Here is an 18,065-nt window from a genome sequence, read left to right as displayed (position 1 = left end):
GCGCATCGCGTTCACGCATCGCCCTGCGCGCGCTGCGCGAAACGCCAGCCGAGTTCGGCCAGCATCGGCACCTGCGCCGCGAAACGCGGCGCATCCGGATCGGTAGCCATGCCGGCGCGCGCGCGCGCGCCGACGCCCTGCAGGATCGCGGCCAGCCGGAACAGGTTGTAGGCCAGGCAGAAATCCCAGTGCGCGCCGGCATCGCGCCCGGTGCGGCGCTCGTAGGCCTGGACGTAGGCGCGCTCGTCGGGGATGCCCAGCGCATCGAGGTCCAGCCCGCCGAGCCCGGTGAGGAAACCTGGCGTGATGTGCCAACTCATCACGTGGTAGGCGAAGTCGGCCAGCGGATGGCCGAGCGTGGACAACTCCCAGTCGAGCACCGCGAGCACGCGGGGCTCGCCCTTGGCGAACACCAGGTTGTCGAGGCGGAAGTCGCCATGGACCAGCGCCACCGGTTCGTCGTCCTCGTGCGGCACGTGCGCCGACAGCCACGCTATCAGGCGATCCATCGCCTCGATCGTGCCGTCGCGACTGGCCGCGTACTGGCGCGTCCAGCGGTCGATCTGGCGGGCGAAGTACTGCCCGCCGCGACCGTAGTCGCGCAGGCCGAGCGCATCCACGTCGAGCCCGTGCAGGGTCGCGATCGCGGTGTTCATCGCGTCGTAGCGCGCGGCGCGACCATTGCGCGACTGGCCGGGCATCGCCTGCTCGCGGAAGATCTCGCCGTCGGCGAAATCCATGACGTAGAAGCCCGCGCCGATGATCGATTCGTCCTCGCACAGTACGTGCACCGCCGGAACCGGCACGCCGCTGCCGGCCAGCGCCTGCTGCACGCGGAACTCACGCTCGATCGCGTGCGCGGACGGCAGCAGCCGATCGCGCGGGCCGGGACGCGCGCGCAGCACGCAGTCGCGTTCGGCGGTGCGCAGGCGCCATCCGGGATTGGAGCGACCGCCGTGGAGCCGGTCGACCTGCAATCCGCCGCCGAAGCCTTCCAGCCGTGCCTGCAGCCAGGCCTGGAGCCGCGCCCCGTTCGCCTCGACCGCAGGAAATGGCGAGGGGCCGCTCATGCCGCCGCCCTCACCAGCACGCCGTCGCGCAGCACCGGCACCACCTCGCAGCTGTCGCAGTCCGCGGCATGCGCGATCTCCTCGCCCAGGCCCGCGCGGGCGAGCATGCGGCCGACGCGCGAGCCGGCCAGCGCGGCGCCAGGTTCGACGCCCAGGCTGGCGAACTCGGCGCCGAGCGCGGCATCGGTGGGAGCGTACTCGGCGCAGCGGCGCAGCGCGCGCGCAAGATGGCCGGCGCCGACGAAATCCTCGACGCAGAAGCGCCCCATCGATCCCGCGCAGACCAGCAGCACCGGCATGCCCGGGTGTTCGCGCGCGATGTGGCGCGCGAGCGCGGCGGCGTTGGTCAGCGCGCCCGCGTACACGGCGGCGGCGGCGCGGCAGGCGGCGATGGCGCGGGTGCCGTTGGTCGTGAAGTACACCAGTTCGCCACCCTCGTGCAGCCGTGCCGCCAGCGCCAGTGGCGTGGGCGGGGCGTGGTCCGGCAGAGTGCGCGCAAGGTATTCGCCCGCCACGACCGCATCCGGCCGCCGCCGTGCGGCCTGGCGGGCGTCGTCGTCGTCGCTGGCGGGATAGATGGCGGCCAGCCCGGCGCCCAGCGCGCGGACGATGGTCGAAGTGGCGAACAGCACGTCGATCACCACGACTACGCGCCCGCCCAGGCGTTCGGGATCGATGTCCTCGCGCCGCACGAGCAGGTGCAGGCTGGGCGGTCGTGGCGGGGTCGCATTCGTCACTTTAATTCCGTAATATGGAACTTAATTCTGCATTTCGGAATAATCTAGCCTGCCACTGAAGACCCTGCAAGCGGAATGTATGCTGCGATGCACAAGATATCTCCTGATTTTCAAACGCTTGCACTCGTGGCCCAGGCGGAAGTAGGATCTTCCAATTGATGGAACTACGTTTCGTTATACGGAACTTTATGGATCTTACCCCCTCGCTTCACGCCCAGGCCCTGCACCAGCGACTGCTGGACTTCCTGCAGCAGCAGGTCTGGCCCTGCGAAGCCGAGCACGCCGCGGAAGAAGCCCGCGCGCGCGCCGCCGGCGATCCCTGGCAGGCCAGCCCCCTGATCGAAAGGCTGAAGGCACAGGCCCGTGCGCAGGGGCTGTGGAACCTGTTCCTGCCGGGATCTCCGCGTGCGCCGCAGGGCCTTTCAAACCTCGACTACGCTCCGCTGTGCGAGCTGATGGGCCGCGTGCACTGGTCGCCCGAGGTGTTCAACTGCAGCGCACCGGACACCGGCAACATGGAGGTCCTGGCCCGCTACGGCGACGAGGAGCAACAGGCCCGCTGGCTCGACCCGCTGCTCGACGGCCGCATGCGCTCGGCGTTCCTGATGACCGAGCCGGCGGTGGCGTCCTCCGATGCCACCAACCTCGAATGCACGATCCGCCGCGACGGCGACGCTTACGTGGTCGACGGCCGCAAGTGGTACGCGTCCGGCGCCGGCGATCCGCGCTGCGCGGTCTACATCGTCATGGGCATCACCGACCCCGACGCGGACAGGCTTCAGCGCCACTCGATGATCCTCGTCCCCGCCGATGCCCCGGGCATCCGCGTCGAGCGCGCGATGGACGTGTACGGCTACGACGACGCGCCGCACGGCCACATGCAAGTGGCGCTGGACAACGTGCGGGTGCCGGCGTCGAACATGCTGCTGGGCGAGGGCCGCGGCTTCGAGATCGCGCAGGGGCGGCTCGGCCCGGGCCGCATCCACCACTGCATGCGCGCGATCGGCGCGGGCGAACGCGCGCTGGAGGCGATGTGCCGGCGCCTCGCCTCGCGCCAGGCGTTCGGGCGCGCGGTGTCCGAGTACTCGGTCTGGCGCGAACGCATCGCCCAGTCCCGCTGCCTGCTCGACCAGGCGCGGCTGATGGTGATGAAGGCCGCGCGGATGATGGACACCGTGGGCAACAAGGCCGCGCGCGCCGAGATCGCGATGATCAAGGTGATCGCCCCGCAGGCCGCCGAGCAGGTGCTCGACTGGGCGGTGCAGGCGCACGGCGCGGCCGGCGTCAGCCAGGACACCTTCCTGGCCAAGGCGTGGGCGCACACGCGCACCCTGCGCATGGCCGACGGCCCGGACGAAGTGCACCGCGAGGCGATCGCGCGGATCGAGCTGAAGAAGTACGCCACGACACAGGGAGACCGCTGAGATGGGCAACCCCAGGCGCGAGATCCACACGCTGAGCACCGACGCCGACGGCCGCAACCCGCAGCTGGTGAACTCGGTGGTGCGGGCGTTCTCGATCCTGCGCTGCTTCGAGCGCACGCGCGGCACGCCGGACAACCGCTACCTGGGCAACCAGGACATCGCCCGGCGCACCAGGCTGCCCAAGGCGACCGTGTCGCGGCTCACCCAGACGCTGGCGGCGCTCGGCTACCTCGAGTACTCGCCCACCCTGGAGAAGTACGCGCTCGGTCCCGCCGTGCTCGGCCTCGGCCACGCCTACATGGCCGGCCACGACGTGGTCGACACCGCCCTGCCGCTGATGCAGGAACTGGCCGACTACACCCAGGCCGCGGTCATGCTGGCGGTGCCCGAGGGCCTGCGCATGCTGCTGCTGGCGGTCTGCCAGGGCGACGAGACCTTCAACCTGCGTCTGGAAAAGGGCGCGCGCGTGCCGCACGGCACCACCGCGCTCGGCCGCGCCGACCTCGCCGCGCGACCGCGCGAGATCTTCGAACAGCGCCTGGCCGAACTGGCGCGCACCAGCAGCGCCGAGGCCTGGCCGAAGATCCGCGCCGGCATCGAGCGCGCGCGCCAGGACTACGAGACCTACGGTTTCGTGTTCTCGCTGGGCGACTGGAATCCGGACGTGTTCGCGGTCGGCGTGCCGATGGTCTCGGCCGACCGCACCCGCCACTTCGCTTTCAACATCAGCGGCCGCGTCTCGGTGATGACGCGCGAGAAGCTGGTGCAGGACTTCGGTCCGAAGCTGGTGGCGCTGCGCAACCGCGTCTACGAGGCCACCGAAGGCCGCTTCTGACACCAGGGGGGATCCACCGCAATGAAAGCCGTCGTCTGCGAAGCCTGGGGCACGCCCGATTCGCTGCAGCTCAGGGACATGCCGCTGCCCGAACCGGGTCCCGGCCAGGTGCGAGTACGCGTGCGCGTGGCCGCGGTCAACTTCCCCGACGCGCTGATGGTCGCGGGCAAGTACCAGTTCCGGCCGGAGTTCCCGTTCGCGCCCGGCGCCGAGTTCTCCGGCACCGTGACCGCGGTCGGCGAAGACGTTGCCTCGCCCGCGGTCGGCGACAAGGTGGTGGGCAGCGCCGCCTTCGGCGCCTATGCCGAGGAGGTGATCGCCGAGGCCGGGCATGTCGTTGCACTGCCCGGCGATACCGGCGACGCCGAACTGGAACTCGCCGGCAGCTTCCTGCTGACCTACGGCACGTCCTGGCACGCGTTGAAGGATCGCGCCGAAGCCAGGCCCGGCGAGACCCTGCTGGTGCTCGGCGCCGGTGGCGGCGTCGGCCTGGCCGCGGTCGAACTGGGCAAGCGCATGGGCCTGCGCGTGATCGCGGCGGCCTCGAGCGAGGCCAAGCGCGAAGCGGCGCTGTCGCGTGGCGCGGACGAAGCGGTCGACTACACCGCGGAGGATTTCCGCGACCGGCTCAAGGCCCTCACCGGCGGTCGCGGCGTCGACATCGTCTACGACCCGGTCGGCGGCGACATCGCCGAAGCGGCATTGCGCAGTGTCGGCTGGCGCGGGCGCTACCTGGTCGTGGGCTTCGCCGCAGGCGGCATCCCGAAGCTGCCGGCCAACCTGCTGCTGCTCAAGGGCAGCGCGCTGGTCGGCGTGTTCTGGGGCGAGTTCGTGCGCCGCGAACCCGAGGCCAATGCCGTCAACACCCGCCAGCTGCTGGCCTGGTTGCGCGAAGGCGCGCTGCGGCCACTGATCTCGCGGCGCTATCCGCTGTCGCAGGCGCCAGCCGCGCTCGAGGCCCTGCTCGGACGCGAAGCCGTCGGCAAGCTGGTGATCGTGCCGCAGCAGCCCGACTGAGCCGCCGACACGACGACACAGGAGCCAAGCCCGATGAAGCCTTCGCCGCACTGGCCGCCCGGCCTGCCCCGCCACCTGGAACTGCCGCAGACCTCGCTGTACGAGAACCTCGCGATCAGTGCGCGTCGCTACCCGTCGCGTCCCGCCACCCTCTACTACGGCGGGGAACTGACCTACGCGCAGCTCGATGTCCAGGCGACCGCGCTCGCCGGCTTCCTGCAGCAGCGCTGCGGTGTGGCGCGTGGCGACCGCGTCGCGCTGTTCATGCAGAACTGCCCGCAGTTCGTGGTCGCGCTGTATGCCATCCTGCGCGCGGACGCGGTGATGGTGCCGGTCAACAGCATGAACCGGCTGGAGGAAGTGCGGCACATCGTGCGCGACAGCGGCGCGCGGACCGCGCTGGTCGCGCAGGAACTCGCGCCCGAGCTGCTGCCGCTGAAGGGCGAGCTGCTCGACCATGTCGTCGTCGCCAACTACTCGGACTACATCGACGCCGGCACCGACCTGCCGCTGCCCGAGGTGGTGGCGCTGCCACGCGCCGTTATCGACGGCGCCGTCGCCTGGGCCGACGCGCTGGCCGAAGACCTGGTTCCCTGCGCGCACCTCGCCGGCCCCGACGACCTCGCGATGATGCCCTACACCTCCGGCACCACCGGCCATCCGAAGGGTTGCCTGCACACCCACCGCAGCGTGATGCACACCACGGTCGCCGGTCCGGAATGGTGCTTCGCGCCCAAGGACATCGTGGTCCTGGCCAGCCTGCCGATGTTCCACGTCACCGGGCTGCAGAACGGCGTCAACACACCGGTCTACCGCGGCAACACCATCGTGGTGATGACCCGCTGGGACCGGCGCTGCGCGGCGATGCTGATCGAACGCCACCGCGCCGGCGCGTGGACCGCGATCCCGACCATGCTGATGGATTTCCTCGCCCAGGACCTGTCGGGCCATGACCTGTCCTCGATGCACCTGCTCACCGGCGGCGGCGCGGCGATGCCGAAAGCGGTCGCCGAACGCATCCGCGAGCTGTGGGGGCTGGACTACGTGGAAGGCTACGGCCTGTCGGAAACCATGGCGCCGACCCACCTCAACCCGGTGCACCGGCCGAAGCCGCAGTGCCTGGGCCTGCCGATCTTCGACACCGACGCGCGGGTGGTCGATCCGCAGACGCTGGAGGACCTGCCGCCGGGCGAAGTCGGCGAAATCGTCACCTGCGGACCGCAGGTGATGCTCGGCTACCACGGCCGCCCGGGCGACGACCGGGAGACGTTCGTCGAGATCGACGGCAAGCGTTTCCTGCGCACCGGCGACCTCGCCTATGTCGACGAGGAGGGCTACTTCTTCATGGTCGACCGGCTCAAGCGCATGATCAACGCCTCGGGTTTCAAGATCTGGCCGGCCGAAGTCGAAGCGCTGCTGTACGGGCATCCGGCGGTGCAGGAGGCCTGCGTCATCGGCACCCGCGACCCGCACCGCGGCGAAAGCGCCAAGGCGGTCGTCGTACTGCGCGATGGCCACGATGCCAGCGAAGCCGACATCATCGAATGGGCGCGCGGGCACATGGCCGCGTACAAGGTGCCGCACGCGATCGAGTTCCGCACCGCCCTGCCGCGCAGCGCCACCGGCAAGGTGCAGTGGCGCGCGCTGCAGGAAGCCGAAGACGGGCGCGCGTCGTGAGCGCTTCGCGCGGCGACCCGCCGGTAGTCGAGAACGGCGGCTGGCGCTGGGGGCCGTTCACGTTCCGGCTGCCGTTCCTGCATACCCGGCCGTGCTGGCCGGAACTGCTGCAGGGCATCCTGGTCGCCACCGCGACGGGGCTGGCGCTGGTGCCGATCCTCACCGGCTATTTCGGCATGAGCTTCGAGGAGGGCATCGCCACCTCGCTGCTGATCAGCACCTTCCTGGTGATCGCGCTGTGGGTCTTCGGCGACCCCTACGCGCCGGGCTGGACCACGCCTGCCCTCCCGCTGGTGCTGGCATTCGTGCTGGCGCGCTACGACACGCCCGACCTGCGCTTCCAGGCCATGGCCGCGCTGTCGATCTCCTACGCGCTGCTGGTGTTCGCGCTCGGCGTCACCCGGGCCGGGCCCCGGCTGATGGCCTGGCTGCCGCCGACGCTGCGGGCGACGATCCTGATCGGTTCGGCGCTGGCGGCATTCCGCCAGGTGTTCGTCACCGATGCCCCGCGCTTCCTGCACCAGCAGCCGATTTCGATCCTGCTGGCCTGCGCGCTGTGCCTGGCGCTGGTGTTCTCGGCGCCGGTGCACCGGCTGCAGGCGCGCCACGCCTGGCTGCGGCGCGTGACCGCACTGGGCCTGCTGCCGGGATTCCTCGCCGCGGCGATCGTCGGCCCCCTGGTCGGCGAAGTGAACTACCAGATCGAATGGGGCTGGCTGTGGCCGCCGGTGGGCGATGCGGTGGCGAAGATGTCGCCGTTCTCGATCGGCTGGCCGCCATTGTCGATGTTCCTCGACGTGGTGCCGCTGGTGCTGCTGACCTACGTGATCCAGTTCGGCGACTGGGTGACCGGCGACGCGGTGCTGCGCGACGCCCAGCCGTCGCGCACCGACGATCCGATCCGGATCGATCCGCGGCGTTCGCACCTGGCGCTGGCGCTGCGCAACTTCGGTTCGGCGCTGGTGGTGCCGTTCTTCCCCACCCAGGGCTCGCTGTGGGCGGGCGTGCACGTGGTGGTCACGTCGCGCTGGCGCGAGGGCCCGGGCGCGATGCGCGACCTGCACAGCGGGCTCGTGTCCTACTACCTGATGGGCCTGCCGCTGATCTATTTCCTGCTGCCGCTGCTGACCGGCCTGCAGCCGCTGATGGGCGTGGCCCTGGCGATCACCCTGGTCACCACCGGCTTCGCCTGCGCCTACATCGGCATGGCGATCCCGCGGACCAACGCCGAGCGCGGCTGCGCGGTTCTGGGGGGCGTGGCCCTGTCCCTCTTCGATCCGTGGATCGCGCTGGCGCTGGCGGTCGCCGCCTGGTGGCTGCTGGTCGGCCGCGAACCGAAGGCGCCCGCACGGGCCGAGGCACCAGCCCGCGTGACCGGCGAGGAACCGCGATGAGCGCACGCGACGGCTACCGCCACTTCCTCGCCATCCCCACCCGCTGGAAGGACAACGATGTCTACGGCCACGTCAACAACGTCGAGTACTACAGCTACTTCGACACGGTGATCAACACCTGGCTGATCGCCGAGGGCGGGCTCGACATCCACCACGGCGAAGCGATCGGCCTGTGCGCGGAGTCGCATTGCCGCTTCCTGGGCGAGATCGCCTTTCCCGGCAGCGTCGATGCCGGCCTGCGCGTGGAGAAGCTCGGCAACAGCAGCGTGCGCTACGGCATCGGCCTGTTCCGCGCCGGCGAGCCCGGGCCGGCGGCGGAAGGGTGGTTCGTGCACGTGTTCGTCGGCCGCCGGAGTCGGCGCAGCACGCCGATCCCCGACCGCATCCGCGCCGCGCTGCAGGCGCTGCTGGTGGAGCCTGTACCGTGACCACGATGCGCGCGGCGGTGTTGCGGACGATGGGCGCCCCGGCGCCCTACGCCGACTCGCGCCCGCTCGCGATCGAAACCGTCGTCGCGCGGCCGCCCGGGCCGGGCGAAGTGCGGGTGCGGGTGCGCGCCGCCGGCCTGTGCCATTCCGACCTGTCGGTCATCGACGGCTCGCGCCCGCGGCCGATGCCGATGCTGCTGGGCCACGAAGCGGCCGGCGAAGTGGTCGAAGCCGGCGACGGCGTATCGACCCTGCGCGTCGGCGATTACGTCGTGTTCTCGTTCGTGCCGATGTGCGGGCATTGCGGTCCCTGTGCCTGCGGCCGCCCGGTGCTGTGCGAGCCGGGCGCCGCGGCGAACGCGCGCGGGACCCTGCTCGGCGGCGCGATGCGCCTGCACGATGCTGGCGGCACGCCGCTGCACCACCATCTCGGGGTCTCCGGATTCGCCGAGTACGCGGTGGTCTCGGAGCATTCGGCGATGCGCATCGATGCCGACCTGCCGCCGAAGATCGCGGCGCTGTTCGGCTGCGCGGTGATGACCGGCGTTGGCGCGGTGGTGAACACCGCCGGCGTGCGTCCTGGCGAGTCCGTCGCGGTGTTCGGGCTCGGCGGCGTGGGCCTGTCGGCGCTACTGGGCGCGGCCGCGTCCTCGGCATGGCCACTGGTCGCCGTGGACGTGGTGCAGACGAAGCTGGCGCTGGCGCGCGAACTCGGCGCCAGCCACTGCATCGACGCGCGCGAAGGCGATGTCGCGGAACGCGTGCGCGAGGCCACCGGCGGCGGCGCCGACTACAGCATCGAGACTGCCGGCCACGCGCAGGTGCTGGCCAACGCGTACGCCGCGACCCGGCGTGGCGGCACCACCATCAGCGTCGGCCTGCCTGCGCCCGACCGCATGTTCAGCGTGCCGGCGGTGAGCCTGGTCGCCGAGGAGCGCACGGTGAAAGGCTCGTACATGGGTTCGGCCGTGCCGCGGCGCGACATCCCGCGCTATGTCGCGCTGTACCGCGCCGGGCGCCTGCCTGTGGACCGGCTGCTGACCCACACCCTGGCCCTGGACGGGATCAACGCGGGCTTCGACCGGCTGGCGGGCGGCGAGGCGATCCGGCAGGTGGTGCTGTTCGACTAGCTGCTGTTTCGTCGCAGCGTTCGCCGGCCGCTACACTTGAGACGGATGGAGACGCCCGCCGCGCCACCGACGCATCCGCTCGACGACCGCGCCACGCGGCTGTTCATCGCGCTCGCCGCGTTCTTCTGCGTCAACGCGGTGCTGGCCGAGTTCATCGGGGTCAAGATCTTCGCGCTCGAGGACACCCTGGGCGTCGCGCCGCGGGAATGGAACCTGTTCGGGCAGAGCGGCTCGTTGAGCTTCACCGCCGGCACCCTGCTGTGGCCGGTGGTGTTCGTGTTCACCGACGTCGTCAACGAGTACTTCGGCCGCCGTGGCGTGAAGCTGATTTCCTGGATCGCCGTCGCGCTGATCGTGTACGGTTTCGTGTTCGCGTTCATCGCCATCGCGCTGGCGCCGGCGGCCTGGTGGGTGACGGCTGCGCAGGCGCAGGGCGTGCCGGACTACCAGGCCGCGTTCGCGGCGGTGTTCGGCCAGGGCATGTGGACGATCGCCGGATCGGTGGTCGCGTTCCTGATCGGCCAGCTGATCGACGTGAGGGTGTTCCACCGCATCCGCCGCGCCACCGGCGAGCGCCTGGTGTGGCTGCGCGCGACCGGGTCGACCGCGGTCTCGCAACTGGTCGACAGCTTCGTGGTGATCTGGATCGCCTTCGTGCTCGGCCCGCAGCAGTGGCCGACCTCGCTGTTCCTCGCGGTGAGCAGCGTCAACTACGCGTGGAAGATGGTGGCGGCGATCGCGTTGATTCCGCTGCTGTACGTGATGCGGCGCGCGATCGCGGCATATCTCGGCCCGACGCGGGCGCAGGCGCTGCGCGCGCGCGCCGCCCTGGACTGAGCCGAGGCGGTTGCCGGGCCTGCCCGCGAGCCGGAACTCAACCGGCGATGCCGAGCGCGTCGCGCAGCGGCTTGCGGAAACTGCGGCCCGAGGTCAGACAGCTGCCGTCCTTCAACCGCATCCAGTACTGGCCCGCGCCACAGGGCTCGACCTGTTCGATCAGGTCGATGCGCACCGCGCGCGAGCGATGGATGCGCACGAAGCGGGTCGGATCGAGCCGTTCCACCAGCGAACTGAGCGTCTCGCGCAACAACAGGCTGCGGCCGGCCAGGACCAGTTCGACGTAGTTGCCCTGCGCCACCAGCATCGTGATCTCCTCCACCGCGACCATGCGCAGGCGCGCGCCGTCGGGGACCGCGAGCCGCTGTAGGTAGCGTCCGCCACCGGTCGCATCGCCCGCGGCCGGTGAAGGCCGGGGCGACAGGTGCTCGAGCCGGGCACGCACGCGGGCCACCGCATCGTGCACGCGCGCGGACGAAAGCGGCTTGACCAGGTAGTCCACCGCCTGCACGTCGAATGCCTCCAGCGCGCGTTCGCCGTACGCGCTGACGAACACCACCAGCGGCCGCGCGAGGCCCGGCAGGCGTTCGAGCAGCTGGAAGCCATCGATCTCCGGCATGCGGATATCGAGGAACATCACATCCGCCGGCGCGTCGCGAAGGCCCTCCAGCGCAGCGGGGCCATCGCCGTAGCTGCCGACGATCCGGACCCCGGCCGCTTCGTCGAGCATCCGTGCCAGCCGCAGTCTCGCCAGCGGCTCGTCGTCGACGATCACCGCGCGCAAGGGCACGCTCATGCCACGACTCCGACGCTTGCCTCGCGCCGCGGCAGCCGCAGACGCGCGGTCGTGCCGCCGCGGTCGTTGGCCTCCAGGCGCAGCCATTCGCCTTCGCCGTACAGGTGTCGCAGGCGCGCATGCAGGTTGGCCAGGCCGTTGCCGTGGTGCACGGTCGATTCGCGGTGGCCGCCGTCGTCGGCGATCGCGATCTCGATCGCGTCGCCGTCCGCACGCGCTTCCACCGACAGGCGACCCGGCGAGATCCGCAGCGACAACGCGTGCACAATCGCGTTCTCGGCCAGCGGCTGCAGTGCCAGCGGCGGCACCGGCCGTTCGTCCAGTCGCGGCTCGATCGCCCAGTCCACGCGCAGGCGTTCGCCCAGGCGCATCCTCTCGAGATCGAGGTAGTGGCGCAGCAGGGCGAGTTCCTCGCGCAGCGGTACCAGCGGTTGCGCCTGGTGATCGAGGCTGCTGCGCAGCAGTTCACCCAGCGCCACCAGCATGCGGTCGGCCGCGTCCGGATCGTGGTGCACCATCTCCGCGATCGAATTGAGCGCGTTGAACATGAAATGCGGGTTGAGCTGGGAGGCCAGCGCCTGCAACCGTGCCTCCACCAGTGCCGCCTGCAGTTGTTCGGCCTGGCGCTCGCGCTGGCGGGCGCGCGCCGCGTACAGCAGCGCATGCGCGGCACCGACGATCAGCCACAGCAGCAGGAAGTTGTTGGCCAGGCTGGTCATCAGCACGTCGCTGTAGGGCGGCGGCGCCTGGTACCACCCCACCCATGGGTTGAGCGCGATCACCGCCCCCGCACGCAGCACCACCAGCAGCAGCACCATGGCCAGCGTGACCAGCGCGGAGCGCCAGGCGCGCCCGTGCTCGATCGGGAACCGGCGCACGCACCACAGCAGCAGCAGCGTCATCGGGATCCACAGCCATGCAGAAGCGAAGCCCAGCGTCGCCGCCTGCCGCAACGGCATCACCTTGCCGTCGGCGCCCTCCATGCTCAGCCACTGGCTGGTGGAGGCGACGCCATACAGCGTCCACCAGGCGGTGACGATCGGCAACATCGGCCAGGGGCGGTCGCGCATATGCCCCGCATGCTGGAGCCTCGCTGCGGCGTCCGCAACCGCGGGCATGGCGTTCGTCACGCGCTGCGGACGCTTCGTCACAAGCCGTTTGCGGCGACCCCCGTCGCGACGCCCAATCGGCTCCCCAGCCAGCAAGGAGTCGACGCAATGAAGCGCATGGCAATGATGGCAGGTGCGTTCGCGATCGCCGCCGCGGCGTGCGCGCATGCCGATGGTCCGTCCTCGGGGAAATCGCACGGTTGCCCGCCGGTCGAGGTCTTCGCACCCGGCGTGATCTCGCTCGAAGGCAGCTGGCAATGGCGCCTGTCGTTCACGCCGACGCGGCTGCAGGCCTACTGGTCGCACAGCGAAGGCTGGTGGCCGGGTACCCGCGAGCGCGCGACGATCCGTACCTCGCACCGGCTGCCCGGCGGCCGATGGTCGACGCCGGTGGTGGTGCCGTTCTCGGGGCAGCACGCGGACATGGACCCGTTCGTCACCCCGCTCGGCACGGCGATGTTCTTCTCGTCGATGCGCCCGGTCGACGGACAGCCGCGCGGCGACATGGACCTGTGGATGGTCCGCCGCACCTGGAACGGCTGGAGCGAACCGGTGCACCTGGGCAACGAGGTCAACGCCGACGGCTACGACGAGCTGTATCCCAGCGTCGACCTGCACGGCAATCTCTATTTCGCGCGGGTGAAGGCGCCCATCCCCACCGAGGACGTCGACATCTGGCGCAGCAAGCGGCGCTGGGACGGCAGCTACGGCGCCCCGGAACGCGTCGGTCCTGGCGTGAACACCGCGCAGCGCTGGGAGTTCAACCCGGAGATCTCGCCGGACGGCAAGACCCTGCTGTTCGTACGCCTCGATCGTCCCGACGACGGGCTCGACGACGAAGGCCACGGCTGGGGCGACCTGTACGCGAGCCGGCTCGGTCGCGGCGGGTTCTCGGCCGGCGTCAACCTCGGCCCCTGCGTCAACACCGCCGCCGACGAGTTCCATCCCACCGTACTGTGGGAGCGCGGCGAACTGTTCTTCGCCCGCGATGCCGGCGCGCCCGCCAACTTCCACCGGACCAGATTGCGGCTGCCGCGCTGACCGCGGCCCTCCCCGGCTGCCCCTTCCGCGAGGAAGGGGCATTTTCTGGTGCTTCGCCCGATGCCGGGTTGGTCAGCGGTTGCGAGAGCGGAAAGGGGCGTCCGCCCGATCGATCCACTTCGCATTGCCGCACATCGTCGCGACCTGACTGGCCTCGCCGTAGCCGGCAGCCCTTCGCAGCGAATGTCCTCCGGCATCCGCCTGCCGGCGGATGCCTCCTCCTTGATTTCGCCGCGAAGGGCCACCGGCTACGGCGAGGCTCGGCTTGCGGGTGCATGCGCTTTTCTTGGAGCGCCAACGTTCCGTCACGCGAGGTGCGGATGTCCTTGGGTGCGAAATCAAGGAGGAGGCGACGGCCACAGGCCGTCGCCGGGGGACATTCGTACCCGAGGGCATCCGCACCTCGCCCTCGGTCCACGAACACACGCAGAGCTTCCCCCGGTCGGGGGAAGACTCTTTTTCATGCATGAAGCGTCAGGCGCGGACGCTGCCGCCGTCGCGCGAGCGTCCGGCACCCTGCCCGCCGCGGCGATCGCCGCCGCGCGACTGCTTCGGACCGGCATGCGCATGCGCGCCGCGGTCCTGCGGCTTGCCGTGCGCGCGATGCGCGGGCTTGCGCGGCGGACGCTGGCCGCCGGCGGGCTTCGGGCCGCTGCCACGGCGACCGGGCTGGTTGCCATCGAGGCGGAGTGCCTGCGAAGGCTCGAAGCCGCGCACGGTCTCCATCGCGATGTCGGCCTTGAGCATGCGCTGGATGTCGCGCAGCAGGCCGCCCTCTTCCGGCGACACCAGCGACAGCGCCTCGCCCTGCAGGCCGTTGCGGCCGGTGCGCCCGATCCGGTGCACGTAGTCCTCGGCCACCATCGGCAGGTCGTGGTTGATCACCAGCGGCAGGTTCGGGATGTCGAGCCCGCGCGCGGCCACGTCGGTGGCCACCAGGATCCGGGCCTTGCCGGACTTGAACTGGTCCAGCGCCTTCTGCCGCTGCGCCTGGCTCTTGTTGCCGTGGATCGCGAGCGCCGGCAGGCCGGCCTTCTCGAGCTGCTCGGCGAGGCGGTTGCAGCCGTGCTTGGTCTTGCCGAACACCAGCACCTGGTCGGTGTGGCGGGTCGACAGGATCTCCACCAGCAGGTCGCGCTTGCGCGAGGCGTCGACCGGATGCACGCGGTGCACGATGGTCTCGGCGATGGTGTTCTGCGCGGCCACCTGCACTTCGGTCGGACGGTCGAGCAGTTCCATGGCGAGGGCGCGGATGCGCGGCTCGAACGTGGCCGAGAACAGCATCGTCTGGCGCTGCTTGGGCACGCGCGCGAGCACCCGCTTGATCGAGGGCAGGAAGCCCATGTCGAGCATGCGGTCGGCCTCGTCGAGCACCAGCAGCTCGATGCCGTCGAGCTTGGCGTGGCCCGAGTCGAGATGGTCGAGCAGGCGGCCCGGGCAGGCGACCAGGATGTCGACGCCACGGCGCAGGTTGTCGATCTGCGGCTGCATGCCGACGCCACCGAAGATCATGGTCACGTTGAGCCGCAGGTGGCGGCCATAGGTCTTGAGGCTGTCGCTGACCTGCACCGCCAGCTCGCGGGTGGGGACCAGCACCAGGGCGCGCGCCTTGCGCGGGCCCTTGGCCGGGGTTTCCTTGGCGAGCTTCTGCAGCAGCGGCAGGCCGAACGCGGCGGTCTTGCCGGTGCCGGTCTGCGCCGCGCCGAGGATGTCGTTGCCGGCGAGCGCGGGCGGAATCGCCTGCGCCTGGATCGGCGTGGGCGTGGTGTAGTTGGAATCGGACAGCGCGCGCAGCAACGCGGGCGAAAGCCCGAGGGATTCAAACGTCATTTGGTAAGGACTCCGTGGCAGCCAACCGCGCTTCGCGCCGTGAAGCCACGGCGTGGACACGGTCATCGAAGAAGCGCCTTCGACTGGCTTGCCCGGAACCATCCAGATCCGCGTTGCGGGCAAAGTTTTGACGGCAACCGGAGATTCCGGACCGTGTCTGCGCGACGAAAGACGTGCGGGAGAGGACGCCGCGGGAGTTACCCGTGGCCGGCCTGCCAGGATCGTTGTGCCGCGTCGGAACGCGGCGGGCAGCCGTTTTGCAAACGCCGGCATTGTACGGATTCCGGGGGCGCCGCGCCAGCGGGGGACCGCGCCGGTCGCCACGGGCGTTCACCCTAGAGGGGGCACGGCTGGCATCCTCTTCCAGCGCCGACCGCATCGCCCCGGATGCCCCCCGGATGCCGACGGCCGCTCAGCGGGCCCGCGGGCCAGCGCCGCCAGGGTGGAAGCGCCCGGGGCGCTATGCCACCCTTATGCGGGTCCCGCCTTCCGAGCGCCGCATGTCCTTCCGTTCGCCCTCGTCGAACCCCGGCACCACCCTCGCCCGCCTGCTGCTGGCCAGCGTCTTCATCGTGATGGGCGGCTGGCGCCTGTGGAATGCCTCCCAGGGCGTGCCGACCAGCGGCGCCACCCTGAGTTTCAGCGCCGCCGAGCTCGTGCTGGGGCTGTTGATGGCGGCCGGCTGGAAGCTGCGCTGGACCGCGCTGCTGGCGGCGCTGCTGATGGTGGCCGACGCCGTGCTCTCGCACCCGTTCTGGTCGCTGGCCGAGCCGGCGCGCAGCGCGCAGCTGCTGCACTTCATGAAGAACATCGCGATCGTCGGCGGCTTCCTGCTGCTGTCGCTGGCCGCGCCCGCGCGCAGGCGCTGAGGACGTGGCCGCCGGCGCCGATCCCGACCACCTGATCAAGGCGGTCGCGCTGCTGGGCGCCGCCGTGGTCGCGGTGCCGCTGTTCCGCAAGCTGGGCCTCGGCCCGGTGCTGGGCTACCTCGCCGCGGGCCTGGTGATCGGGCCGTTCGGCCTGGCCTGGTTCTCGCACCCGCAATCGATCCTGCATTTCGCCGAGCTGGGCGTGGTGATGTTCCTGTTCGTGGTCGGGCTGGAGATGCGTCCTTCGCACCTTTGGAGTCTGCGGCGGCAGATCTTCGGCCTCGGCGCGTTGCAGATCGCCGCCTGCACCCTGGCGCTGACCGGGGTCGGCCTCGCATTCGGCCTGTCGCCGCCGGTGGCGTTCATCGCCGGCGCCGGCTTCGTGCTCACCTCCACCGCGATCGTGATGCAGTTGCTGGGCGAGCGTGGCGACATCGCCCTGCCGCGCGGCCAGCGCATGGTCTCGATCCTGCTGTTCGAGGACCTGCTGATCGTGCCGCTGCTGGCGCTGGTGGCGTTCATGTCGCACGCGCCGGTCGATCCGGAAGCGCCGCCGCGACTGGTCGGCTTCGGCATCGCGGTGGCCTCGCTGGCCGCACTGATCGTCGCCGGCGTGTTCCTGCTCAACCCGCTGTTCCGGATCCTCGCCGCCGCCAAGGCGCGCGAGGTGATGACCGCCGCGGCGCTGCTGGTGGTGCTCGGCGCCGCGGTGCTGATGGAGATGGGCGGGCTGTCGATGGCGATGGGCGCGTTCATCGCCGGCGTGCTGCTGTCGGAATCGACCTTCCGCCACCAGATCGAGGCCGACATCGAACCGTTCCGCGGCATTCTGCTGGGTCTGTTCTTCGTTGCCGTGGGCATGTCGCTCGACCTTGCGGTGGTGCAGGCGAACTGGGCGATGATCGCACTCGCGGTGCCGGCGATGATGCTGGCCAAGGGCGCGTGCATCTACCTGATCGCACGCCTGCTGCGCAGCAGCCACGGCGACGCGCTCGATCGCGCCACGCTGATGGCGCAGGGCGGCGAGTTCGCGTTCGTGCTCTACGCGGCGGCGGAAACCGCCGGCATCATCGATGCCGAGGTCAACGACAACCTCACCGCGATCGTGGTGCTGTCGATGGTGCTGACCCCGCTCGCGGTACTGGCCATGCGCCGGCTGTCGCCCAGGGAACGGCCCTCTCTGGACGGCGTGGAAGCCGTGGCCGGCCAGGGCGGCAGCGTGCTGATCATCGGCTTCGGCCGCTTCGGCCAGGTGATGAGCCAGTCGCTGCTGGCGCGCGACGTGGACGTGACCATCATCGATACCGACATCGAGATGATCACCAGCGCGGCGGAGTTCGGCTTCAAGGTCTACTACGGCGACGGCGGCCGGCTCGACGTGCTGCACGCGTCGGGCGCGCACAGCGCGCGCGCGATCGCGGTCTGCATCGACGACCGCGCCACCGCCGATACCGTGGTCGAACTGGTGACGCAGCACTTCCCGCAGGCGAAGCTGCTGGTGCGCTCGTTCGATCGCGAGCATTCGCTGAAGCTGGTCAACGCCGGCGTCGACTTCCAGATCCGCGAGACCTTCGAATCCGCGGTGGCGTTCGGCGAGGCCGCGCTGCGCGAGATCGGCGTCGATGCCGACGAGGCCGCGCGGATCGCCGAACACGTGCGCCGGCTCGACGCCGAGCGCTTCGAACTGGAGATCGCCGGCAACGACACCCGAGCCGGCATCCCGCTGTTGATCAACAACACCGGCGGCACCGCACCGAAGCCGACGCCGTTCACCCCGCCGCGCCGCGAAAGCCGGCGGCTCGACGACGACGCCGGCGCGCAGGCGCCGTCTGCATCGGGCTCCTGATCCGCGGCCGAACCCGGCGCGCGTC

The 18,065-nt window shown here is 70.7% G+C and carries 16 protein-coding genes; 11 read left to right on the top strand and 5 right to left on the bottom strand.

Features of this window, described 5'->3' with window-relative positions; all coding sequences use genetic code 11:
* Positions 1-11 precede the first annotated feature (11 nt).
* Together JMO03_RS13310 and JMO03_RS13305 are read right to left on the bottom strand one after the other, a co-directional pair.
* Entirely contained in the window at positions 12-1,070 is a 1,059-nt protein-coding gene (locus JMO03_RS13310) for a phosphotransferase family protein (protein WP_202844062.1), read from the bottom strand.
* On the bottom strand, positions 1,067-1,807 hold the full coding sequence (locus tag JMO03_RS13305; RefSeq protein ID WP_202844061.1) for a 2-phosphosulfolactate phosphatase: 741 nt from the start codon (positions 1,805-1,807) through the stop codon (positions 1,067-1,069). The genes JMO03_RS13310 and JMO03_RS13305 overlap by 4 nt, the downstream gene beginning before the upstream one ends.
* A gap of 188 nt (positions 1,808-1,995) precedes the next feature.
* Here JMO03_RS13305 and JMO03_RS13300 point away from each other — a divergent pair, with 188 nt between their 5' ends.
* The 8 genes from JMO03_RS13300 to JMO03_RS13265 are packed head-to-tail and all read left to right on the top strand — an operon-like array spanning position 1,996 to position 10,549.
* Complete coding sequence (locus JMO03_RS13300) at positions 1,996-3,231, top strand: acyl-CoA dehydrogenase family protein (protein ID WP_202844060.1); 1,236 nt, start codon at positions 1,996-1,998, stop codon at positions 3,229-3,231.
* 1 nt (position 3,232) lies between these two features.
* Entirely contained in the window at positions 3,233-4,066 is an 834-nt protein-coding gene (locus JMO03_RS13295) for an IclR family transcriptional regulator (RefSeq protein ID WP_202844059.1), read from the top strand.
* A 21-nt stretch (positions 4,067-4,087) separates the two neighbouring features.
* A complete protein-coding gene (locus tag JMO03_RS13290) occupies positions 4,088-5,083 on the top strand; it encodes an NADPH:quinone oxidoreductase family protein (RefSeq protein WP_202844058.1) in 996 nt (331 codons plus the stop codon).
* 33 nt (positions 5,084-5,116) lie between these two features.
* Positions 5,117-6,760, top strand: a complete 1,644-nt coding sequence (locus JMO03_RS13285; protein WP_202844056.1) for a long-chain fatty acid--CoA ligase — start codon at positions 5,117-5,119, stop codon at positions 6,758-6,760.
* The gene (locus tag JMO03_RS13280) at positions 6,757-8,154 is read left to right on the top strand and encodes a hypothetical protein (protein ID WP_202844054.1); all 1,398 of its coding nucleotides are present in this window, start codon (positions 6,757-6,759) and stop codon (positions 8,152-8,154) included. Before JMO03_RS13285 ends, JMO03_RS13280 begins: the two co-directional genes overlap by 4 nt.
* Positions 8,151-8,582: an acyl-CoA thioesterase gene (locus JMO03_RS13275; protein WP_202844052.1), complete on the top strand. Its 432-nt coding sequence runs from the start codon at positions 8,151-8,153 to the stop codon at positions 8,580-8,582. Before JMO03_RS13280 ends, JMO03_RS13275 begins: the two co-directional genes overlap by 4 nt.
* A gap of 5 nt (positions 8,583-8,587) precedes the next feature.
* The gene (locus JMO03_RS13270; RefSeq protein WP_238346199.1) at positions 8,588-9,712 is read left to right on the top strand and encodes a zinc-dependent alcohol dehydrogenase family protein; all 1,125 of its coding nucleotides are present in this window, start codon (positions 8,588-8,590) and stop codon (positions 9,710-9,712) included.
* Between the two features lie 45 nt (positions 9,713-9,757).
* On the top strand, positions 9,758-10,549 hold the full coding sequence (locus JMO03_RS13265) for a queuosine precursor transporter (protein ID WP_202844048.1): 792 nt from the start codon (positions 9,758-9,760) through the stop codon (positions 10,547-10,549).
* A 37-nt stretch (positions 10,550-10,586) separates the two neighbouring features.
* On the opposite strand, the gene JMO03_RS13260 is transcribed toward JMO03_RS13265, so the two are convergent.
* Entirely contained in the window at positions 10,587-11,345 is a 759-nt protein-coding gene (locus JMO03_RS13260) for a LytR/AlgR family response regulator transcription factor (protein ID WP_202844046.1), read from the bottom strand.
* On the bottom strand, positions 11,342-12,415 hold the full coding sequence (locus JMO03_RS13255; protein WP_202844044.1) for a sensor histidine kinase: 1,074 nt from the start codon (positions 12,413-12,415) through the stop codon (positions 11,342-11,344). The genes JMO03_RS13260 and JMO03_RS13255 overlap by 4 nt, the downstream gene beginning before the upstream one ends.
* Before the next feature lie 147 nt (positions 12,416-12,562).
* Here JMO03_RS13255 and JMO03_RS13250 point away from each other — a divergent pair, with 147 nt between their 5' ends.
* Positions 12,563-13,495, top strand: a complete 933-nt coding sequence (locus tag JMO03_RS13250) for a PD40 domain-containing protein (protein WP_202844042.1) — start codon at positions 12,563-12,565, stop codon at positions 13,493-13,495.
* Between the two features lie 474 nt (positions 13,496-13,969).
* Here JMO03_RS13250 and JMO03_RS13245 read toward each other — a convergent pair whose 3' ends face one another.
* Positions 13,970-15,325 (bottom strand): DEAD/DEAH box helicase, encoded by a 1,356-nt coding sequence (locus JMO03_RS13245; protein WP_202844041.1) that lies wholly within the window; start codon positions 15,323-15,325, stop codon positions 13,970-13,972.
* Between the two features lie 500 nt (positions 15,326-15,825).
* Here JMO03_RS13245 and JMO03_RS13240 point away from each other — a divergent pair, with 500 nt between their 5' ends.
* On the top strand, positions 15,826-16,194 hold the full coding sequence (locus tag JMO03_RS13240) for a hypothetical protein (protein ID WP_202844040.1): 369 nt from the start codon (positions 15,826-15,828) through the stop codon (positions 16,192-16,194).
* 4 nt (positions 16,195-16,198) lie between these two features.
* Positions 16,199-18,040 carry a monovalent cation:proton antiporter-2 (CPA2) family protein gene (locus tag JMO03_RS13235; RefSeq protein WP_202844039.1) on the top strand — a complete coding sequence of 614 codons (1,842 nt, stop codon included), beginning with the start codon at positions 16,199-16,201 and terminating at the stop codon, positions 18,038-18,040.
* Positions 18,041-18,065 lie beyond the last annotated feature (25 nt).

This window comes from Luteimonas saliphila (assembly GCF_016774335.1).
GTDB lineage: Bacteria > Pseudomonadota > Gammaproteobacteria > Xanthomonadales > Xanthomonadaceae > Luteimonas > Luteimonas saliphila.
The sequence above is the reverse complement of the archived record's forward strand: the minus strand, read 5'-3'. Positions and strand labels throughout refer to the sequence as shown.

Excerpts from the sequence above, each read along its gene's own strand:
- JMO03_RS13310 (WP_202844062.1), bottom strand. The coding sequence starts at position 1,070 with ATGAGCGGCCCCTCGCCATTTCCTGCGGTCGAGGCGAACGGGGCGCGG.
- JMO03_RS13300 (WP_202844060.1), top strand. The coding sequence starts at position 1,996 with ATGGATCTTACCCCCTCGCTTCACGCCCAGGCCCTGCACCAGCGACTG.
- JMO03_RS13295 (WP_202844059.1), top strand. The coding sequence starts at position 3,233 with ATGGGCAACCCCAGGCGCGAGATCCACACGCTGAGCACCGACGCCGAC.
- JMO03_RS13290 (WP_202844058.1), top strand. The coding sequence starts at position 4,088 with ATGAAAGCCGTCGTCTGCGAAGCCTGGGGCACGCCCGATTCGCTGCAG.
- JMO03_RS13285 (WP_202844056.1), top strand. The coding sequence starts at position 5,117 with ATGAAGCCTTCGCCGCACTGGCCGCCCGGCCTGCCCCGCCACCTGGAA.
- JMO03_RS13275 (WP_202844052.1), top strand. The coding sequence starts at position 8,151 with ATGAGCGCACGCGACGGCTACCGCCACTTCCTCGCCATCCCCACCCGC.
- JMO03_RS13270 (WP_238346199.1), top strand. The coding sequence starts at position 8,588 with ATGCGCGCGGCGGTGTTGCGGACGATGGGCGCCCCGGCGCCCTACGCC.
- JMO03_RS13265 (WP_202844048.1), top strand. The coding sequence starts at position 9,758 with ATGGAGACGCCCGCCGCGCCACCGACGCATCCGCTCGACGACCGCGCC.
- JMO03_RS13260 (WP_202844046.1), bottom strand. The coding sequence starts at position 11,345 with ATGAGCGTGCCCTTGCGCGCGGTGATCGTCGACGACGAGCCGCTGGCG.
- JMO03_RS13255 (WP_202844044.1), bottom strand. The coding sequence starts at position 12,415 with ATGCGCGACCGCCCCTGGCCGATGTTGCCGATCGTCACCGCCTGGTGG.
- JMO03_RS13250 (WP_202844042.1), top strand. The coding sequence starts at position 12,563 with ATGAAGCGCATGGCAATGATGGCAGGTGCGTTCGCGATCGCCGCCGCG.
- JMO03_RS13245 (WP_202844041.1), bottom strand. The coding sequence starts at position 15,325 with ATGACGTTTGAATCCCTCGGGCTTTCGCCCGCGTTGCTGCGCGCGCTG.
- JMO03_RS13240 (WP_202844040.1), top strand. The coding sequence starts at position 15,826 with ATGTCCTTCCGTTCGCCCTCGTCGAACCCCGGCACCACCCTCGCCCGC.